Origin of the sequence: Duganella sp. CF517, from assembly GCF_900110275.1 — a bacterium.
Taxonomy (GTDB): domain Bacteria; phylum Pseudomonadota; class Gammaproteobacteria; order Burkholderiales; family Burkholderiaceae_D; genus Rugamonas.
On the sequence record NZ_FODC01000001.1, the window covers coordinates 1,392,304 to 1,409,004 of the forward strand.

The window sequence follows — 16,701 nt, forward strand, 5'->3', positions numbered from 1 at the left end:
CACCCTACATGGTGGCCAGCCGGCCACCACGCGGTACTTTCTCCGGGCAAGCTGTGCGCCCGTCGGCAGTCTACTATCCTGTTCCACCCAGCATCCACCCCATCCGGCACCAACGTTTCCATCGCTGGACACGTGCGCTCGCCTATGGGCGGATTCCTCCAGTTATTTTTCAATTGAGATCCTGATGCCACTGCCAAAATTACCTAGTAAGCCAGCGACTTTACTGTTGGCAAAAGATTATCCAAAAGCGACAGGGCCGCGCCCGGTTTCCGCCATTGCGGCGGTCGCCGAGATCGCGCCGGCACCCGCGCCGAAGAAGGCGGCGCCCGTCAAAGCAGTACCCGTAGCGAAATCCAAGGCGGCGGCGCCGGTCGCCGCGCAACCCGCACCAGCCGCGCCGGCGGCGCCAGTGAAAACCACCGCCAAGTCGAAGGCCGTGGCCGCTGTGCTGAAGGCCGCGCCGGCCGTGTTGAAGGCCGCCCAGGCGACGCCGGCGCCGGCGCCGGCCCCGGTGGCCGCCAAGCCGGCCGCCAAGGCCAAGGCCGTTCCCGCCGCGCCCGTCGCGCGCGGCAAGGTCACGCCGATCACCGCCGAGGCGCCACATCCGGCCAAGCACAAGGCCAACGAAGTGGCGATCAAGTCGTCGACCAGCCGCCACGCCGACCAGACCGGCACGACCAAGCTGTTCGTGCTCGACACGAACGTGCTGATGCACGATCCATCGTCGCTGTTCCGCTTCGAGGAGCACGACGTCTACCTGCCGATGATGACGCTGGAGGAGTTGGACAACCACAAGAAGGGCATGACCGAGGTGGCGCGCAACGCCCGCCAGGTCTCGCGCACGCTCGATGCGCTGGTCTCCAACACCGACGACGACGCCATCGAGAACGGCATCCCGCTGTCCAAGCTGGGCAACAAGGACGCCAAGGGCCGTCTGTACTTCCAGACCCGCATGCAAACGGCCGACCTGCCGGTGGGCCTGCCGGTCGGCAAGGCCGACAACCAGATCCTGTCCGTGGTGCGCTCGCTGGAGGCCGAACAGGAAGGCCGTCCGGTGGTGCTGGTGTCGAAGGACATCAACATGCGCATCAAGGCGCGTGCGCTGGGACTGCCGGCCGAGGACTACTTCAACGACCACGTGATGGAAGATACCGACCTGCTGTACTCGGGGATCGTCCAGCTGCCGGACGACTTCTGGACCAAGCACGGCAAGGATCTGGAATCGTGGCAGGAAAACAAAAACGGCCAAAGCGCGACGTTCTACCGCGTCACCGGTCCGTTCGTGCCGTCGCTGCTGGTCAACCAGTTCATCTTCCTGGAGCCGAAGAATGGCGAAGCGCCGTTCTACGGCCAGGTCAAGCAGATCAACGGCAAGACCGCCGTGCTGCAAACCCTGCGCGACTTCAGCCACAACAAGAACAATGTGTGGGGTGTGACCGCCCGCAACCGCGAGCAGAACTTCGCCTTGAACTTGCTGATGAATCCGGAATGCGACTTCGTCACCCTGCTCGGCCAGGCCGGCACCGGCAAAACCCTGCTGGCGCTGGCGGCCGGCCTGGCGCAAGTGCTGGAAACCAAGCTCTACAACGAAATCATCGTCACCCGCGTGACGGTGCCGGTCGGCGAGGACATCGGTTTCCTGCCGGGCACCGAGGAAGAGAAGATGTCGCCGTGGATGGGCGCCTTCGACGACAACCTCGAAGTGCTCAACAAGTCCGATTCGGACGGTGGCGAATGGGGCCGCGCGGCGACGCAGGACCTGATCCGCTCGCGCATCAAGATCAAGTCGCTCAACTTCATGCGCGGCCGCACCTTCGTCAACAAGTTCCTGATCATCGACGAGGCGCAGAACTTGACGCCGAAACAGGTCAAAACCCTGGTCACGCGCGCCGGTCCGGGCACCAAGATCCTCTGCCTGGGCAACATCGCGCAGATCGACACGCCGTACCTGACCGAGGGTTCGAGCGGCCTGACGTACGTGGTCGACCGCTTCAAGGGCTGGTCGCACAGCGGCCACGTGACCCTGGCGCGCGGCGAACGCTCGCGCTTGGCCGATCACGCCAGCGACGTGCTGTAATGTAGTAGAATCAATTCGTACCTGTTAGCCCCGCCCGCAGCGATGCCGGCGGGGCTTCTTTTTTGCGAAAACAGTTTCTGCCACTCAACCTATGCACAAGTCGGCACAAGTAAGCGGGTTGATCCACGAAAGTTCTTGAATCCTGTGGCAACCTGTATAACACTTACATCCAAGTCATTGATTTCGCCCGCCTTTCCGACCACAGCTGAGGTAAGACCATGGACATTCCAATCCTGATCCAGAAGCGTGAAGGCAGCCGATACGGGGTGACCGTCCCGGACATCCCGGGCTGCGTGACCACCGGCGAGACGGTGGACAAAGCGATGAGCAACGCCACCAAGGCCATCTACGGCCACGTCGGCCAGTTGGTCGAACAGGGCAAGGCCTTCGAAATCAAGCCCTCCGAAGTGGAGTACCTGTCGCGCGAGCCGGATTATGCCGACGGCATCTGGGCCATGGTCAGCCTCGACCTGGCCAGGCTGGACGATCCGCCGGAGGGGTGACGATTAGCGCTCCGCGGGAACAAGCGCCCATCTAAACCACCTCGGGCGGATTAGCGCAGCGTAATCGGCCAGGATCCGTTGTCGGCCCATCATGCGCCTACGACGACGTTTCCCTTGACCTTCCCATGATTGGAAGGCATACAGTATGATCATCGAAACCATGAAGGAGAAGTCGATGTATCAGCTACAAGTGGAGAACATGAGTTGCGGTCACTGCGTGGGCGCGGTGACCAAGGCGGTGCAGGCGATCGACGCCGCCGCCAGGGTCGAAGTCGACCTGGCCACCAAGACCGTCAACATCGACAGCGCCACCGCGCTGGCGCCGCTGAAATCGGCCATCGCCGACGCCGGCTACCCGGTCACCTCCGCCGCCTGACCGCGGCGTCCCTCGAAGCCCCGGGTCACTCCAACTCGGGGTAGTGGCGGAAGATGCCGTCCTCGTTGAAGGGGATGCGCCGCTTCGAACCCACGTAGGCGGCGATGTTGGGCCGCGCCGCCACCTTGTCGCGCAAGGCGACCAAACCCGGATACGACGGCTCGAGTTTCGCCATCGTTTTCGGAAACGCGTAGCGCAAACCCTCGATCAACTGGAATAGCGACAGGTCGACATACGACCGGCGCGAGCCGATGGCCCAGCCGCCACGTCCCGGATTGCGCCGCACCACACCCTCGAAATAATCCAGGAACTTCGGTATGCGCGTGTCCCTGAAATCCTGCGCGCGCGCCTTGGCTTCCTTCTTCTGGTCTTCGTAATACTTGTTGGTGGAGATCGGGTGATGCGTGTCGTGCGCCTCGGCGACGATGTCGCAGATGGTCAGTTGCAGCTGGTTGGCCCACAAGCGCCCCGCTTCCGCGCGCGGCGCCAGGCCATGGCGCGCGCCGAGGAACAGCAGGATATTGGCCGTCTGCCCGATCAGCAGCTCGCCCGCGCGCAGCACCGGCGGCGCGAACGACGGATGATCGACCTTGTCGCCGTCCAGGCTCGCCATCAACGCCGGCATGCCCTTCTTGCGCCGCGCCACATCGTCGTAGGGGAGGGCCGCCTCCTCCAGCGCCAGCCGCACGAATTCGCCGCGGCCCTGCAGGCCGTCCCAGTAATAGAGTTGATATGGTGTCGTCATGCGGAATATCGTAGCACCGCCGGCGCGCTCCCGTCGCACAATGCCGCGCCCGGAAAGCTTTTCGGGCGACGGTTATAATCAAGCGGAAACTATTGTTCCGCCCGCTTCCATATCAACCATGTCTGCGCCCGCCCATGCCGCCAGTCCCACCGCTTGAAATCCACATCGTCCTGATGGTCGCCGCCGCCGGATTCCTCGCCGGCGTGCAAAACGCCCTGGCCGGCGGCGGCTCGTTCATCACCTTCCCCGCCCTGATGCTGGCCGGATTGAATCCGCTGGCGGCCAACATGACGTCGACCATCGCCCTGTTTCCGAGCCAGATCACCTCGGCCTACGCGGGACGCCAACTGGTGGGCGACGTCGGTCCGCTGACGTTCCGCCAGATGCTGATCATCAGCGCCATCGGCGGCGTGTTCGGCGCCGTGCTGCTGTTGAACACCCCGGCGTCGTTCTTCGAACGGCTGGTGCCCTGGCTGGTGCTGTTCGCCACCAGCGTGTTCGCGTGGGGGAGCTTCCGCAAAAAGCCGCTGCACGCGGCCGGCGGCATGCCGCGCTGGGTGCTGGCGCTGGCGCAGGGGTGCATCGCGATTTATGGCGGCTACTTTGGCGGCGGCATCGGCTTTTTGATGCTGGCGGCGCTGACGGTCGCCGGCCAACAGGTGCGCATGGCCGCGGCCACCAAGAACGTGCTGGCGATGGCCATGAACGCGGTGGCGGCGCTGATCTTCGCCACCTCGGGTTTGATCAGCTGGCCGGCGGCGCTGGCGCTGTGCGTGGGCGGCATCGCCGGCGGCTTGTGCGGCGGGTGGTTGATTCACCGCCTGCCGGAGAAGGTGATGCGCGGGTTCGTGGTGCTGGTCGGCGCGGCGCTGACGGTTTGGATGTTTGTGCGTTGATGTCGTCAACCCCGCGCGCGCTTCGGATCGACGCTTAATCGAGCATTCCGCTTAGTTTCTTCAGCTTCTTTCGACGTCCGATATAGCCGGCGCCCACCAGGCCGGCGGCCAGCGCCAGCAGCGCCAGCGTCCCCACCGTCTTCTGCGCCGGGCTGAGATCGGCCAGCGTCTGCATCTCAAACCCGCTTACCTTGGCGTCGGCCGGCTCGGTTTTCGCAAACGGTGCCGGCGCCGGGTCTGCCGGTTTGGCCTTGGCGCGGGGCGCCGGTACCGGTTGCAGCTCCTGCGACTTCGCTTGCAGCACTTGCAGGTCCGCCAGCGCGGCCTGCATCGCGGCGTCGCTGGCTTGTTGCTGCCCCGGCGCGGCCGCCACTGGCTGCGCCGACGGCGCCGAACCGCCGGCACGCCCGGCCGCCGCCGCCCCGCGCGCGATCGCCGGATTGGAACCGACGTTCGGCACGAACTGGCCGGTGAACTCCGGCGCGATCTTCAACGTCGCCTTGCTGCACGAATCCGCGCTGCACGACACGCCCGCATCCTTGATCGCCCGCGCGTTTTGCCGCGTGAGATCGTCGCGCACCGCGTCGCCCGGCTTCCAGTACCCACGCTCGATGGCGCTGAGCATGCGATCCGTCACCGCCTGGTAGGCGCGCAGGTTGCCGCTGGCGGCGAAGCGCTCGCGCACTTTCAGGCCATGGCGGTCGGCCACGTAGGTGTCGTACATGCGCTGCCACTTGCCGCTGTCGACCACCTCCGGCACCGTCACCTGCCAGGCCCACAAATAGTCGACCACGCGGTTGATGTAGCGCGCGCCGGAGTAGCCTTCCTTCAGCATGCTGTCGGCCCACTTGGGATTGAGGTAGCGCGACTGCATCTCCTGGCCCATGTACTGCTCCAGCGTCTTGTGGCCCGGTTTGCGCGGGTTGGACAAATCGCTCACCACCACCTCCGGCGTCTTGCCGTCGGTGCTGCGGATCGCCATCGCGGTGCCGCCCAGGTACTGGAAGAAGTCATCATTGTCCAATGTCGCAAACAGGTTGCTCGACCGGCTGTGCAGCGCGATCTTGCTGCCGCTGATGGCCCGCTTGAACAATTCGCGCCGTTGCGCGGGGTCGGCCTTGTCGTCGCCCCAGTAGCCGGCGCCGAAAGGATGGCTCATGCGGTTGATGAACACGTCCGCCACTTCCTTCTCGTTCTTCCAGGCGTTCGTCAGCGGGATCAGCTTTTCGATCTGGGTGCCGTAGGCGCCGCTCGGCACGCCGAAGATGCGCACCGACGCCATGCGCCGCGCCTCGTCGGCCGACATGCCGGTGGCCTGCAAGGCGGCGGCGGTCTTGCGGCTGTGCTCCTGCATCACGTTGCCCGACGGCCCGGCATCGGCCGCCGTGCCCAGATCGTCCTGTTGCTGCGCCAGTTGCGCCGCCTTGTCCATCAACGCCAGCAGATTGCCGAACAGGTCGCGGAACAGGCCCGACGAAATCAGCGTGACGTCGACACGCGGACGTTCCAGCTCCTTGCGGGCCAGCGCTTCGACACCGGTTACGCGGCCGCGTTCATCCCAGGTCGGACGCACGCCCATCAGCGCCATCGCCTGCGCCTCCATGATGCCCTCGTGGCGCGAGGTCTCCACACCCCACAGGTTCATGCTCAATTTGTCCGGGTACACGCCATGGCGTTTGCGATAGTCGTCGACCAGTTGCCGCGCGAGTTTAGCGCCCGCCTCGTAAGTCGTCTTGCCGGGAATCCTCGAGGGATCGAGACCGAAGAAGTTGCGGCCCGTCGGCAGCGCGTCGGGATTGCGTACCAGGTCCGCGCTGGCGCCGGCCGGAATGTAGCGGCCCGCCAGGGACTCCATCAAGCGGTCCAACTCCAGCGCCGCGCTGCGCTCGATATCGTCTTCCAGCCGCGCGACCCGTTTGGCCTTCTGCTCGGCGGTGGCGCCGGTGTCCAGGCTGACCACCGCGCGCGCGGTGGCGTTGCGCCGCTCCGCCGTCGGCGCCACGCCGAAGGTGTGCAGGCCGAAAGGCGTCAGCTTGTTGCCGGTATCGTCCAGGTACTCTTCCAGCGCCTCCATATCGGCTTCGGTTTTGAGCTCGGTCTTTTTCATGTCCTTCAACACGCCGCTTTTGGCGGCGACGCGGTTCAGCGCCAGCATGTGGCTGCGCGCCAGCAGCGGGCTTTTTTGCTCGGCCACGCGGTAGTCGTTGAGCAGCGCGCCAAGCTCGCGCAGGTCGGGATTGAGGCCGGCGATATCGAACGGTGGCGTCATGTGGTCGATGATGGTGGCCATGCCGCGCCGCTTGGCCTGTATGCCCTCGCCCACGTCGTCCATCACGTAGGGATAAATATTGGGCACGGCGCCGATCAGCGCCTCGGTCGGATCGTCCTCGGACAGGCCGGCCTCTTTACCGGTCAGCCATTCCTGCGTGCCGTGGGTGCCGATGTGCATCACGGCGTTGGCCTGGAAGCTCTTTTGCAGCCACAGATAGAAGGCGATGTACTCGTGGCTGGGCGGCATGCTCACTTCGTTGTGCAGCTTCTCCAGGTTTTGCTCCCACGCGCGGCCGGGCTGCGGCGCCATCAACACGTTGCCGAAGCGGCGCGCCGGGTAGACGAAGAACGGCTGCCCCTTGGCGTCGCGCCACAGCACCGGTGCGTTTTCCGGCTTGCCCCAGGAGGCCAGGATGGATTCGCGCAGCGTTTGCGGAAGTTTGGCAAACCATGCCTGATAATCGCCCAGCGGCACCAGCAAGGCCTGGCCGCTTTCGGCCAGATGCTTCAGGCCCGTCATGTAGTCGCCCTTGGACTTGCCCGGGTAATTGCCCCATTGCTGGATCTCGCCTTGCAGCTCGGCCTCGCCGGCAGGCAGCGCGTCACCGGTCTGGTAGCCGTCGCGCTTGAGGCGCTGGACGATCTGCCACAAACTTTCCGGCAGCACGTTCAGATACGCCGCGCCGATGGTCTCCGAACCATGCGGGTAGTTAAAGTAGATCATCGCGATGCGCTTGTCGCCGTTGGCCTTCTGGCGCAGGGCCAGCCAGGCCGCCACGCGCTCGTTCAGGCGTTCGATGCGCTCCGCGATCGGCGTCTCCTCGACGTAGGCCAGGCCGGTCTGCGCATCGCTGATGCGCTCGCGGCTGGCGACCACCGTCGGCTGTATCAGGCCCGCCATCTCGGCGCCGGCAAGCTGCCAGGTGCGTTCGATGATATCGAGGCCGATCTTCGAGTCGCGCCATTGCGCCGCCGTGTGCTGGCTCAGGGTGATGGCGTTGATCGCCGGGACGCCGATCTTGTCGAGTAGAGCGCCAGTGTTGGCGGTGCCGCCGACCTTCATGCCCAGCGCGACGATCAGGTCCACGCGGCTCTTGCCGTTCTCGTCGAGCAGGAAGCGCAACGGCACGTCGTACGGATAGCCGAACACCGGCAGCACGTTGTAGCCGCCCGCTTCGAGCCTGGCGACGATGGCCGCCAGCGGCAAAGTTTGCCCCGCCACCAGGCTGGCGCGATAGAACGGCACGGCGATCCACGGCGCGCCCGTCTTGTAATTGGCATAGCCCTGCAAATACTGCTCGTAGCTGCCGTAGGTGCGGTTGGCCGCGACGTCGTACAGGCCCACGTCCGGCATCGCATGCACCGGCGCCGCCACCAGCGTCGCGCCGAAATGCTGGCGCAGGATGTAGCGCAGCAGGTTGCCCATGTTCTCGATCCCACCCTCGCTGTGATACTGCTGGATGGTCTTGTCGTCCTGGACGCCCATCTCGCGGATGCTGTCGTCGATGGCGCCGCCGACGGCGAACACCGGATGGCGCGACTTCCTCAGCGCCTGCAGTTCATCCTTCAGTCCCGCCATCGCCAGCCTGCCCTTGGCGTTGACGATCGCGACATCGGCGCTGGCGAGGGCGTTGCGGTCGGCCTGCGTCATGCCGTTGTTGGGGATGATGCGGATGACGACGTTGAGCGCCTTCAGCTCCGCCTGCAAACCGCGCACCGCCAGCACCGCCGGCCGCGATTCGACGTCGCCGAGCATCAGCGCCAGCGTGCGCGGCGCCTGCGCCGAGTGCACATAGCCGACGATGAAGAAGGAAACCAGCAGCAGCAGGACGGCTTCCAGTGTTCCAAAGCGCTTATTCCGGAACATATACGACCTTCCCGTCCGGCAGTTGGTAGGCGGTGCCGAGTCGCTTGCCCGAGCCGGACAATGGCTTGTCGCTGACGCGGCTCACGGTGATCTCGGCGCCCTTCTTGGTCAGCACTTCGACGCGTCCGTCCGCGCTTTTCTTGGCGATGGTGACTTCCGAATTCGGATCGAGCAGGTCCATCATGTTCCAGGCGGAGAACAGCGCCAGCATCATGGCGACGATGAAGACGATGCTGGCGTCGAACAGGTTGGCGACGCCGGCCAGCGGGTCCTCGGTGTGCTCGCCGATGCGGCTGTAGCGGTGGCGGTTCATGAAGCGCATCGCCATATCACGCCTCCGCGCGCATCAGGTGCGGCTTGCTGGCGTTCGCCGCCAGCATGCTCTCGGCGGCGTAGGCGATGTCGGTCAGGTCGTTGCGCAGCCAGTGCTCGCGCACCAGGCTCAGAACATACGCGCACACGCTGCACGCAAGGCCGACCACGGTGGCGGTGAAGGCGGTGGTCATCGATTCGGCCATCTTCGGCAGATTGCCCTGCGCCAGGCCGGCCAGCGAGATACCCATCGGTATCAGGGTGCCCATCAGACCGAGCGCCGGGCCGACCCGCACCACGAAACGCACGCCGTCCAAGCGGCGCACGCCGGCGGCGTCGGCGCGCTGCACCACGCGTTCGAGGCGCGCGTCGAGTCCCGGTTCGCCTTCCTGCGCGGTCAGCACGGCCGCCATGTCGTGACGCGCGGTCGCCACCAGCATGCGCACGCCGCGGCGGCGCTCGATCCATTCGGCGCCGAAGGTGCCGAAGCACACCAGCATATATAAGGTCAGCGCGGCGATCCCCAGCAACACGGGCAGATACAGCACGTTGGAAATGGAATACAGCAGCGTCTCGATCGAGCGGATGGCCGCGTCGGCAGGCAGGTTAGGCATTGAATGATCCAGCGACAGAAGCAAGCCACTCACCTCCCCGTGAGCGGATTGAAAGGAAGCGCATCGGCGCTTCCACCTTTTTGGCCGGTATCCGGGCTCGCAAGCAAATCCGCCTGACCTTCCCATGCGACAGCACAGTGGCACAGCGAGGCGGATAGTCGTCGGGGACGACGCTTGTTTACCGTTGCGGGGGCAGCACATGTTGGCTGGCTGGGCCAGCGCCATGTTTCCCGTTTAACTGCGCATCCAGACGGACGCGCGGGCACCAAAACCTGGCGATTATACGTGGTTCCAGCCCGTCCCGACAGATGCGGCGGGTGCTCCGAGCTAGTTTGATTCGGCGAGACTTTGAAGAATGGGACAATCGGGCCTGTCGTTGCCCTTGCAGCAGCGCGCCAGCGTTTGCAGCGTGTCGCGCATTTCGGTCAGTTCGGCGATGCGCTGGTTGAGCTCTTCGACGTGGCCGAGCGCGATTGTCTTCACGTCGGCGCTGGCGCGCTCCTTGTCCTGCCACAGCGACAGCAGCTCCCGGATCTGGTCCAGCGAGAAGCCCAGCGTGCGCGCGCGCTTGACGAAGCGCAGCGCGTGCAGGTCGTTCTCGCCATAGACGCGGTAGCCCGATGCGCTGCGCCGCCCCGGCGGAATCAGTGCGATGCTCTCGTAGTAGCGGATCATCTTCGCCGAAACGCCGGAGGCGCTGGCCGCTTGTCCGATATTCATGCCTTCCCTCCTGTCGTTGCGGGGTGCGCATCTGGCTTCCAGCGGCGCAGCAGCAGCGCGTTGCTGATCACGCTGACGGAACTGAGCGCCATCGCGGCGCCGGCGACCATGGGGTTGAGCAGGCCGAAAGCGGCCAACGGAATGCCGACCAGGTTATAGATAAACGCCCAAAACAGATTCTGGCGGATCTTGCTGTAGCTGCGGCGCGAGATCGAGATGGCGGCGGCCACCAGTGCCGGATCGCCGCGCATCAGCGTGATGCCGGCGGCGTGCATGGCGACGTCGGTGCCGCTGGACATGGCGATGCCGACGTCGGCGGCGGCCAGCGCCGGCGCGTCGTTGATGCCATCGCCGACCATGGCGATGCACTTGCCCTCTCCCTTCATGGCGCCGATGGTGGCGGCTTTATCGGCCGGCAGCATGTTGCTGACCACACGCTGGACGCCGAGCGCCGCGCCGACATGGGCGGCGCTGCCCTGATTGTCGCCTGTCAGCAGCACGGTCTCGATGTTCAACGCGTGCAGCGCCTCGATCGCGGCGCGCGCCTGCGGCTTGATACGGTCGCCGAAGGCCAGCAAGCCCAGTAAACGGGGCGGTTGCGGCGACTGCGCGGCAAGCCAGGAAACGGTCAGGCCTTGCCGTTCCAGTTCGGCGCCGCGCGCCGCCAGCGCGGTCAGCGCGACGCCCTGCTCCTCCATCAGGCGCGTGCTGCCCAATATCAGCCGCATGCCGTCGACGGTGGCGGCGACGCCGCGTCCGGGCAAGGCGGCGGTGTCAGAGGCGCTCATCGGATCGGCGGATTCTCCCTCGGCGGCTTGCTGCACCGCGCGGGCCAGCGCATGCTCGCTTCCCCGTTGCACCGCCGCCGCCAGTTGCAGCAGGCGCGCCTGGTCGACAGCGCCGGGCGCCGGCTCGCACGCCGCCAGCGACGGTTTGCCCTCGGTCAGCGTACCGGTTTTATCGAAAGCGACGGTGGTGATGCGGTGCGCCAGCTCCAGCGCCTCCGCGTCCTTGATCAGGATGCCGTGGCGCGCCGCCACGCCGGTGCCGGCCATGATGGCGGCAGGCGTGGCCAGTCCCAGCGCGCACGGACAGGCGATCACCAGCACCGCCACCGCGTTGATGATGGCGGTCTCGCCGTCGCCTGACGCCAGCCACCATCCCACCAGTGTGAGCAAAGCCAATACCAGCACCACCGGCACGAACACCGCGCTGACGCGGTCCACCAGATGCTGCACCGGCGCCTTGGCCGCCTGTGCGTCCTCCACCAGGCGGATGATGCGCGCCAGCGTGCTCTCGGCGCCGACCGCCGTCACGCGCACCAGCAGCATGCCTTCGCCGTTGATCGCGCCCCCGGTCACACGGTCGCCGACATGGCGCGCCACCGGCAGGCTTTCGCCGGTGATCAGCGCTTCGTCCACGTGGCTGGCGCCTTCGACCACCACGCCGTCGACGGCGATGCGTTCGCCCGGCCGCGCCACCACCATCTCGCCGGGCAGCACCTGCGCGATCGGCACGTCGACATCCTCGCCGCCGCGTCGAACGCGCGCCGACTCGGGCCGCAGCACCTGCAGCGCGCGGATCGCGGACGTGGTCTGGCGCTTGGCGCGCGCCTCCAACCATTTGCCCAGCAACACCAGCGTGATGACCACGGCGGACGCCTCGAAGTACAGGTGCGGCATGGCCGACGTGGCGGCCAGCAGTTGGTAGACGCTCAGGCCGTAGGCGGCGCTGGTGCCGACCGCCACCAGCAAATCCATATTGCCGCTGCGGGCGCGCGCGGCCAGCCAGCCGGCCCGGTAAAAGCGCGCGCCGAGCAAAAACTGCACCGGCGTCGCCAGCAGGAACTGGATGCGGCCGTCGAGCATCCAATGGACGCCGGCCAGTTCCAGCAGCATCGGCAGCACCAGCGGCAGCGACAGCAGCGCCGCCAGCAGCACGGCGTAACCACTGGCCCCGGGGGCGGGCACCACCGGCACGGCGGGCGCGAAAGGCGCCGGCGCCGGCGTGGCCTGGTAGCCGGCCTTGTCGACGGCCTGCCGCAGCACCTCGAAATCGATCGGCAGCGCCGAGTCCACGCGCGCCATCTCGGTCGCCAGGTTGACGCTGACCTGCTTGACGCCCGCCACGGCGGCGAGCACGCGCTCCACGCGTCCAACGCAGGAGGCGCAGCTCATGCCCTCGATCTTGATCGATTGCGAGACGGGCTTTTCAGCGGTTGCGTTCATCATGGTCATTCGAATGGCGGGTTATTAGCACTAGCTTCAAGTATCCCACGATTGGAAGGTCAAGCGCTTTTTCGGCACGCGCGTCCGCTCGCGCACAGAAACCGCCGAGATAATCGCTACAATCCGGATATCGACATGACAAGAAAGATCAAAGTGGCGCTGGGCCGAATGTTAAAACGCGATCTGCTGTGGCTTTGGACTGCCATCGCCGCCATGGTCGTACTGCTGGTGTGGCTGTTGCTGCAACTGGGCCGCCAGGGCGCGGACTGGCAGGTTTCGGCGGCCCGCTCGCGCGCCGCCGTTCTGTGCCAGATCATGCGCGCCGGCGGCGAACGCATCGACGTCGGCGCCACCGGTGATACCGCGACGGCTCGCGCCATCGTCGACATGGCCCTGCGCGAGGACGCCGGCGTCGAGGGCGGCCTGTGGGAGCGCCAGCGCGGCGTGTTCGCCTATGCCTTCCCGACCTACGACGGCAGCGGCGCCAAGACGGACGTGCCGGCGGCCGAGCTACCCCGGCTGGCGGCCCTGTCGGAGCAGGCGCTGGCCGCGCGCGCCGCCGTCGACGAAGTGCGGCCCGGATTGCGCGAGGCCGTCGTCTACAGCGCCTGCCCGGTGACGGCCAACATCGCCGGATGGACCCTGACCCGGGTGGCGACCATCGCCGACGGCGCGCTCCGGCATCTGGTCCTGGCCCTCAGCTTGCTATTGGGCTCATTGGTGCTGGCCGGCGCCGGCTTCGCCCTGCTGCTCACACGCTGGGGGCGCGAGGCGCAGCGCCTGTCGGCGCTGCTGGTGGGGAGCGAACGCATGGCCGCGCTGGGCGGGCTGGCGGCCGGCCTGGCGCACGAGATCCGCAACCCGCTCGGCACCATCCGCATGAAGGTGGAGAACGCGCTGGCGGCGCCGCCGGACCGCCGCCAGGCCCGCACCGAAGCGGCGCTGCATACGACGCTGGCGCAGGTACAGCGGCTCGAGACGCTGGTGGCCAGCCTGCTGGCGTTGACGCGCTCCTTCCATCCGCAACGCGCGGCGGTGGCGCTGGCCGACTGGCTCGCGCAGCGCGTCCAGCAACACGCCGAAGCGGCCACCGATCTTGGCGTGACCTTAAGCGTCGACCTGCAGCCCGGTCTCGACGACGCCACGCGCGCCACGGCGCTGTTCGATCCGGCGCAAATGGAGCGTGTGATGGACAACCTGATATTGAACGCGCTGGCACACACCGCCGCCGGTGGACACATTCAATTAGGCGCGGCGCGCGACGGCGCCCTGCTGCGTCTGTGGGTGGCCGATGACGGCAGCGGCGTGCCGCCTGCGCTGCGCGCCACGCTATTCGATCCATTGGTCACCGGCCGCGAAGGCGGCACCGGCCTGGGACTGGCCGTCGTGCGCGAAGTGGTCCAGGCCCACGGCGGCCGCGTGGCGCTGGGCGCGCAACAAATCGCGGGCACCCGCATCGAACTGGAGCTGCCATGGCCACGATCCTGATTGTCGACGACGACGCCGCGTTCCGCGCCACCCTGGCCGAGACGCTGGAAGACCTGGGCCACGCGGTGCGCCAGGCGGCCAGCTGCGAGGCCGGGTTGCGCGCCCTGGCGGAGGGCCGGATCGCCGCCGCCATCGTCGATTTGCGCCTGCCCGGCGATGACGGCCTGGCCTTCCTGCGAGCGGCGCCCGGCATCGCGCCCGGCGTGCCGTGCCTGATGCTGACCGCTTACGCAAGCGGCTCCAACACCATCGAAGCGATGCGCCTGGGCGCTTTCGACCACCTGACCAAGCCACTCGGGCGCGACGCGCTGGCCGTGGCGCTGGGCCGGGCGCTCAAGGCCGCCACGCAGGCGGCGCACGAAACGCCCGGCACCTTGGCGCCGGACTGCGATTTGCAGGACGAAAAAATGCTGAGCAACAGCGCGGAGATGCGGGCCATCTTCAAACGCATCGGCCTGGTCGCCGACAGCGACAACTCGGTGCTGGTGCTGGGCGAGACCGGCACCGGCAAGGAACTGGTGGCGCAGGCGCTGCATCAGAACAGCGCCAGGAGCACCGGGCCGTTCGTCGCAGTCAACTGCGCGGCGATCCCCGCCGAACTGCTCGAGAGTGAACTGTTCGGCCATGTCAAAGGCGCGTTCTCCGGCGCCACCGCGGACCGCCCCGGGCGCTTCCGCGAGGCCGACGGCGGCACCCTGTTCCTCGACGAGATCGGCGATATGGCGCTGCCGACCCAGGCCAAGATCCTGCGTGTGCTGCAGGAGCGCGAAGTGACGCCGCTGGGCGCGCGCCACAGCCAGCCGGTCGATTTGCGCGTCGTCGCCGCCACCCACCGCGACCTGGAGGCCGAGGTGGCCGCGCACACCTTCCGCGCCGACCTGTGGTACCGGCTACAGGTCATCACGATCACGCTGCCGCCGCTGCGCGAGCGCGCGGGCGATGTCGCGCTGCTGGCCGCGCATTTTTTGCGCGGACGTGCGGGCGGGCGAGAAAAACGCCTGAGCGAGCCGGCATTGCGCGCATTGGAGGCGCACGACTGGCCGGGCAACGTGCGTGAACTGCGCAACACGATACAGCGCGCCATCGCCCTCAGCGAGGGTGACCTGATCGAGATCGAACACCTTGGCCTTGGCGCGGTCCGCCAGGCCGGCGACTCCGCCACCCTCCCGGCCTCGGCTACGGACATCGACTGGGATGGCACGCTCGAAAGCGCGCTGGCGCAGGTCGAACTTGCGATGCTGCGGCGCGCGCTCGACGCGGCGGCGGGCAATCGCAGCGAAGCCGCGCGCCGCCTCGGATTGTCGCGCCAGCAGTTGTACCGCAAGCTGGCGCAGTACCGGCTGGAGTGACGCTGGCGGACAGCTGTCCGTTCCATTGACACCCCGCTGTAACAGCAACGGACACCCCGGCGTGCGCGCTGGCGTAACCAGGGGCGCGCGGGCCTGGCACGCTATCTGCATAGTGATGACTACCACCCCTCGACATCACACAAGGAGATAGTCATGAATATTCTTAAATACCCGATGATGGTCATCGCGCTTTCGCTGGCCACGGCAGCATCCGCAGCCCCTTCACAAACCGATCCGGCTCCGCCGCCACCGCCAGCCGGGCAACCGGCGCCACCACCGCCAGCGCCGCCGGCACCACCACCGGGAGCGCCGGTTCCGCCACCGCCAGGCGCGGACGCGCCGCCGCCGCCGCCACCGGTGGAGGGCCGCCGGGGCGACGCCGCCAAGCCTGTGCCGCCACCCAAGCCGCGTGGTCCGGCGGGTAAAAGGCCGCTCGACACGCCGCCTCCTCCGCCACCACAGGCGCCGGGAACCCAAGCACCACCACCACCACCACCACCACCGCCGGTCGGCCAGCCATAACACCGCCGTGACAATGCCACCGTCTGCGCTGGCGCGCGCCACGGCGCTGGCGGCGGCGCTGTCCAGCCTTTGCTGCGGCGAGGCCAGTGCAGCGCCACCGCCGCCACCGCGCGGCCGCTTGGCCACCGCCCCCGCCCAGGCGCCGGTGGCCGAAGGCGTCGTTGCGCGCTATCTCACCACCCCCTACGGCGATCCAAACGGCCTGCGCCTGGCCGATGGCACGCTGGTGCTGTTCCCGCCGCACGTGGCGGCGCGGATCGGCGGCGCCGCCGCGCAGGGAGACCGGGTGCGCGTCATCGGCCAGGTCGCCGACGACGGCGTGATCCGCGCCGCCGACCTGGTCAACCTGTCTTCGGGCGCCAACGTCGGCGACGAACCTACGGGACCGCCCGCCCCGCCAGCACCGCGTCGATCGATGCAAAGGCTGGAATCCGCCGGCACCATCGATGTCGTGCTGCGCGGACCGCGTGGCGAGGCCAATGGCGTCATCCTCACCAACGGCGACATCATCTACTTCCGTCCGGACCTGGTCCGCACACAGGTGGCGCCCGCACAGCCGTTCGCTGCCACCGGCATCGGCACGCGCGGCGCCGCCGGCATGTCGCTCGAAGCGATAACGGTCGGCGCCGACCTGTCGGCGGCGCGCGCGGCGACCCGTGAGGCGCCTGCCCGGCCCGCGCGCCCTTCACCACCGGGCACGCCGCCGGCCCATCAACCGTAACCGGAGCACCGA

14 protein-coding genes and 1 riboswitch are annotated in these 16,701 nt (G+C 67.3%); of the genes, 7 read left to right on the plus strand and 7 right to left on the minus strand.

Features of this window, described 5'->3' with window-relative positions; all coding sequences use genetic code 11:
• Nucleotides 1-184: 184 nt before the first annotated feature.
• The 3 genes from BMX85_RS06110 to BMX85_RS06120 all read left to right on the plus strand — a co-directional run bounded on the left by BMX85_RS06110 (nucleotide 185) and on the right by BMX85_RS06120 (nucleotide 2,956).
• The gene (locus tag BMX85_RS06110) at nucleotides 185-2,077 is read left to right on the plus strand and encodes a PhoH family protein (protein ID WP_090314734.1); all 1,893 of its coding nucleotides are present in this window, start codon (nucleotides 185-187) and stop codon (nucleotides 2,075-2,077) included.
• Between the two features lie 218 nt (nucleotides 2,078-2,295).
• Entirely contained in the window at nucleotides 2,296-2,580 is a 285-nt protein-coding gene (locus tag BMX85_RS06115) for a type II toxin-antitoxin system HicB family antitoxin (RefSeq protein ID WP_090314736.1), read from the plus strand.
• A gap of 175 nt (nucleotides 2,581-2,755) precedes the next feature.
• Nucleotides 2,756-2,956, plus strand: coding sequence for a heavy-metal-associated domain-containing protein (locus tag BMX85_RS06120; RefSeq protein WP_090315276.1), 201 nt, complete (start codon nucleotides 2,756-2,758; stop codon nucleotides 2,954-2,956).
• 25 nt (nucleotides 2,957-2,981) lie between these two features.
• Here BMX85_RS06120 and BMX85_RS06125 read toward each other — a convergent pair whose 3' ends face one another.
• Nucleotides 2,982-3,701, minus strand: a complete 720-nt coding sequence (locus BMX85_RS06125) for a glutathione S-transferase (RefSeq protein ID WP_090314739.1) — start codon at nucleotides 3,699-3,701, stop codon at nucleotides 2,982-2,984.
• A gap of 134 nt (nucleotides 3,702-3,835) precedes the next feature.
• Between BMX85_RS06125 and BMX85_RS06130 the strand changes: the two genes are divergently transcribed.
• On the plus strand, nucleotides 3,836-4,597 hold the full coding sequence (locus BMX85_RS06130; protein WP_090314741.1) for a sulfite exporter TauE/SafE family protein: 762 nt from the start codon (nucleotides 3,836-3,838) through the stop codon (nucleotides 4,595-4,597).
• Between the two features lie 34 nt (nucleotides 4,598-4,631).
• Here BMX85_RS06130 and BMX85_RS06135 read toward each other — a convergent pair whose 3' ends face one another.
• The 5 genes from BMX85_RS06135 to BMX85_RS06155 form a co-directional block, all read right to left on the minus strand.
• Complete coding sequence (locus tag BMX85_RS06135) at nucleotides 4,632-8,735, minus strand: cobaltochelatase subunit CobN (protein ID WP_090314743.1); 4,104 nt, start codon at nucleotides 8,733-8,735, stop codon at nucleotides 4,632-4,634.
• On the minus strand, nucleotides 8,722-9,063 hold the full coding sequence (locus BMX85_RS06140; RefSeq protein WP_229210296.1) for a DUF2149 domain-containing protein: 342 nt from the start codon (nucleotides 9,061-9,063) through the stop codon (nucleotides 8,722-8,724). The genes BMX85_RS06135 and BMX85_RS06140 overlap by 14 nt, the downstream gene beginning before the upstream one ends.
• A gap of 1 nt (nucleotide 9,064) precedes the next feature.
• A complete protein-coding gene (locus BMX85_RS06145) occupies nucleotides 9,065-9,661 on the minus strand; it encodes a MotA/TolQ/ExbB proton channel family protein (RefSeq protein WP_090314745.1) in 597 nt (198 codons plus the stop codon).
• A gap of 64 nt (nucleotides 9,662-9,725) precedes the next feature.
• Nucleotides 9,726-9,946: riboswitch (cobalamin riboswitch) on the minus strand.
• Nucleotides 9,947-9,988: 42 nt separating this feature from the next.
• The gene (cueR, locus tag BMX85_RS06150) at nucleotides 9,989-10,381 is read right to left on the minus strand and encodes a Cu(I)-responsive transcriptional regulator (protein ID WP_090314747.1); all 393 of its coding nucleotides are present in this window, start codon (nucleotides 10,379-10,381) and stop codon (nucleotides 9,989-9,991) included.
• Nucleotides 10,378-12,618 (minus strand): heavy metal translocating P-type ATPase, encoded by a 2,241-nt coding sequence (locus tag BMX85_RS06155; protein ID WP_373923259.1) that lies wholly within the window; start codon nucleotides 12,616-12,618, stop codon nucleotides 10,378-10,380. The genes cueR and BMX85_RS06155 overlap by 4 nt, the downstream gene beginning before the upstream one ends.
• A 126-nt stretch (nucleotides 12,619-12,744) precedes the next feature.
• On the opposite strand from BMX85_RS06155, the gene BMX85_RS06160 reads away from it, so the two are divergent.
• Both BMX85_RS06160 and BMX85_RS06165 read left to right on the plus strand, forming a co-directional pair.
• On the plus strand, nucleotides 12,745-14,097 hold the full coding sequence (locus BMX85_RS06160; RefSeq protein ID WP_177196655.1) for a sensor histidine kinase: 1,353 nt from the start codon (nucleotides 12,745-12,747) through the stop codon (nucleotides 14,095-14,097).
• Nucleotides 14,082-15,446, plus strand: a complete 1,365-nt coding sequence (locus BMX85_RS06165; RefSeq protein WP_090314749.1) for a sigma-54-dependent transcriptional regulator — start codon at nucleotides 14,082-14,084, stop codon at nucleotides 15,444-15,446. The genes BMX85_RS06160 and BMX85_RS06165 overlap by 16 nt, the downstream gene beginning before the upstream one ends.
• 181 nt (nucleotides 15,447-15,627) lie before the next feature.
• Here BMX85_RS06165 and BMX85_RS30410 read toward each other — a convergent pair whose 3' ends face one another.
• A complete protein-coding gene (locus BMX85_RS30410) occupies nucleotides 15,628-15,966 on the minus strand; it encodes a hypothetical protein (RefSeq protein WP_177196656.1) in 339 nt (112 codons plus the stop codon).
• A gap of 15 nt (nucleotides 15,967-15,981) precedes the next feature.
• Between BMX85_RS30410 and BMX85_RS06175 the strand changes: the two genes are divergently transcribed.
• Nucleotides 15,982-16,689 carry a hypothetical protein gene (locus BMX85_RS06175; protein ID WP_090314753.1) on the plus strand — a complete coding sequence of 236 codons (708 nt, stop codon included), beginning with the start codon at nucleotides 15,982-15,984 and terminating at the stop codon, nucleotides 16,687-16,689.
• Nucleotides 16,690-16,701 lie beyond the last annotated feature (12 nt).

Bases quoted from the DNA above. Each gene is read 5' to 3' on its own strand.
- BMX85_RS06155 (WP_373923259.1), bottom strand. From the start codon at position 12,618: ATGACCATGATGAACGCAACCGCTGAAAAGCCCGTCTCGCAATCGATC.
- BMX85_RS06130 (WP_090314741.1), top strand. From the start codon at position 3,836: ATGCCGCCAGTCCCACCGCTTGAAATCCACATCGTCCTGATGGTCGCC.
- BMX85_RS30410 (WP_177196656.1), bottom strand. From the start codon at position 15,966: ATGGCTGGCCGACCGGCGGTGGTGGTGGTGGTGGTGGTGGTGCTTGGG.
- BMX85_RS06110 (WP_090314734.1), top strand. From the start codon at position 185: ATGCCACTGCCAAAATTACCTAGTAAGCCAGCGACTTTACTGTTGGCA.
- BMX85_RS06145 (WP_090314745.1), bottom strand. From the start codon at position 9,661: ATGCCTAACCTGCCTGCCGACGCGGCCATCCGCTCGATCGAGACGCTG.
- BMX85_RS06120 (WP_090315276.1), top strand. From the start codon at position 2,756: ATGTATCAGCTACAAGTGGAGAACATGAGTTGCGGTCACTGCGTGGGC.
- BMX85_RS06140 (WP_229210296.1), bottom strand. From the start codon at position 9,063: ATGGCGATGCGCTTCATGAACCGCCACCGCTACAGCCGCATCGGCGAG.
- BMX85_RS06175 (WP_090314753.1), top strand. From the start codon at position 15,982: ATGCCACCGTCTGCGCTGGCGCGCGCCACGGCGCTGGCGGCGGCGCTG.
- cueR (WP_090314747.1), bottom strand. From the start codon at position 10,381: ATGAATATCGGACAAGCGGCCAGCGCCTCCGGCGTTTCGGCGAAGATG.
- BMX85_RS06135 (WP_090314743.1), bottom strand. From the start codon at position 8,735: ATGTTCCGGAATAAGCGCTTTGGAACACTGGAAGCCGTCCTGCTGCTG.
- BMX85_RS06165 (WP_090314749.1), top strand. From the start codon at position 14,082: ATGGCCACGATCCTGATTGTCGACGACGACGCCGCGTTCCGCGCCACC.
- BMX85_RS06160 (WP_177196655.1), top strand. From the start codon at position 12,745: ATGACAAGAAAGATCAAAGTGGCGCTGGGCCGAATGTTAAAACGCGAT.
- BMX85_RS06125 (WP_090314739.1), bottom strand. From the start codon at position 3,701: ATGACGACACCATATCAACTCTATTACTGGGACGGCCTGCAGGGCCGC.
- BMX85_RS06115 (WP_090314736.1), top strand. From the start codon at position 2,296: ATGGACATTCCAATCCTGATCCAGAAGCGTGAAGGCAGCCGATACGGG.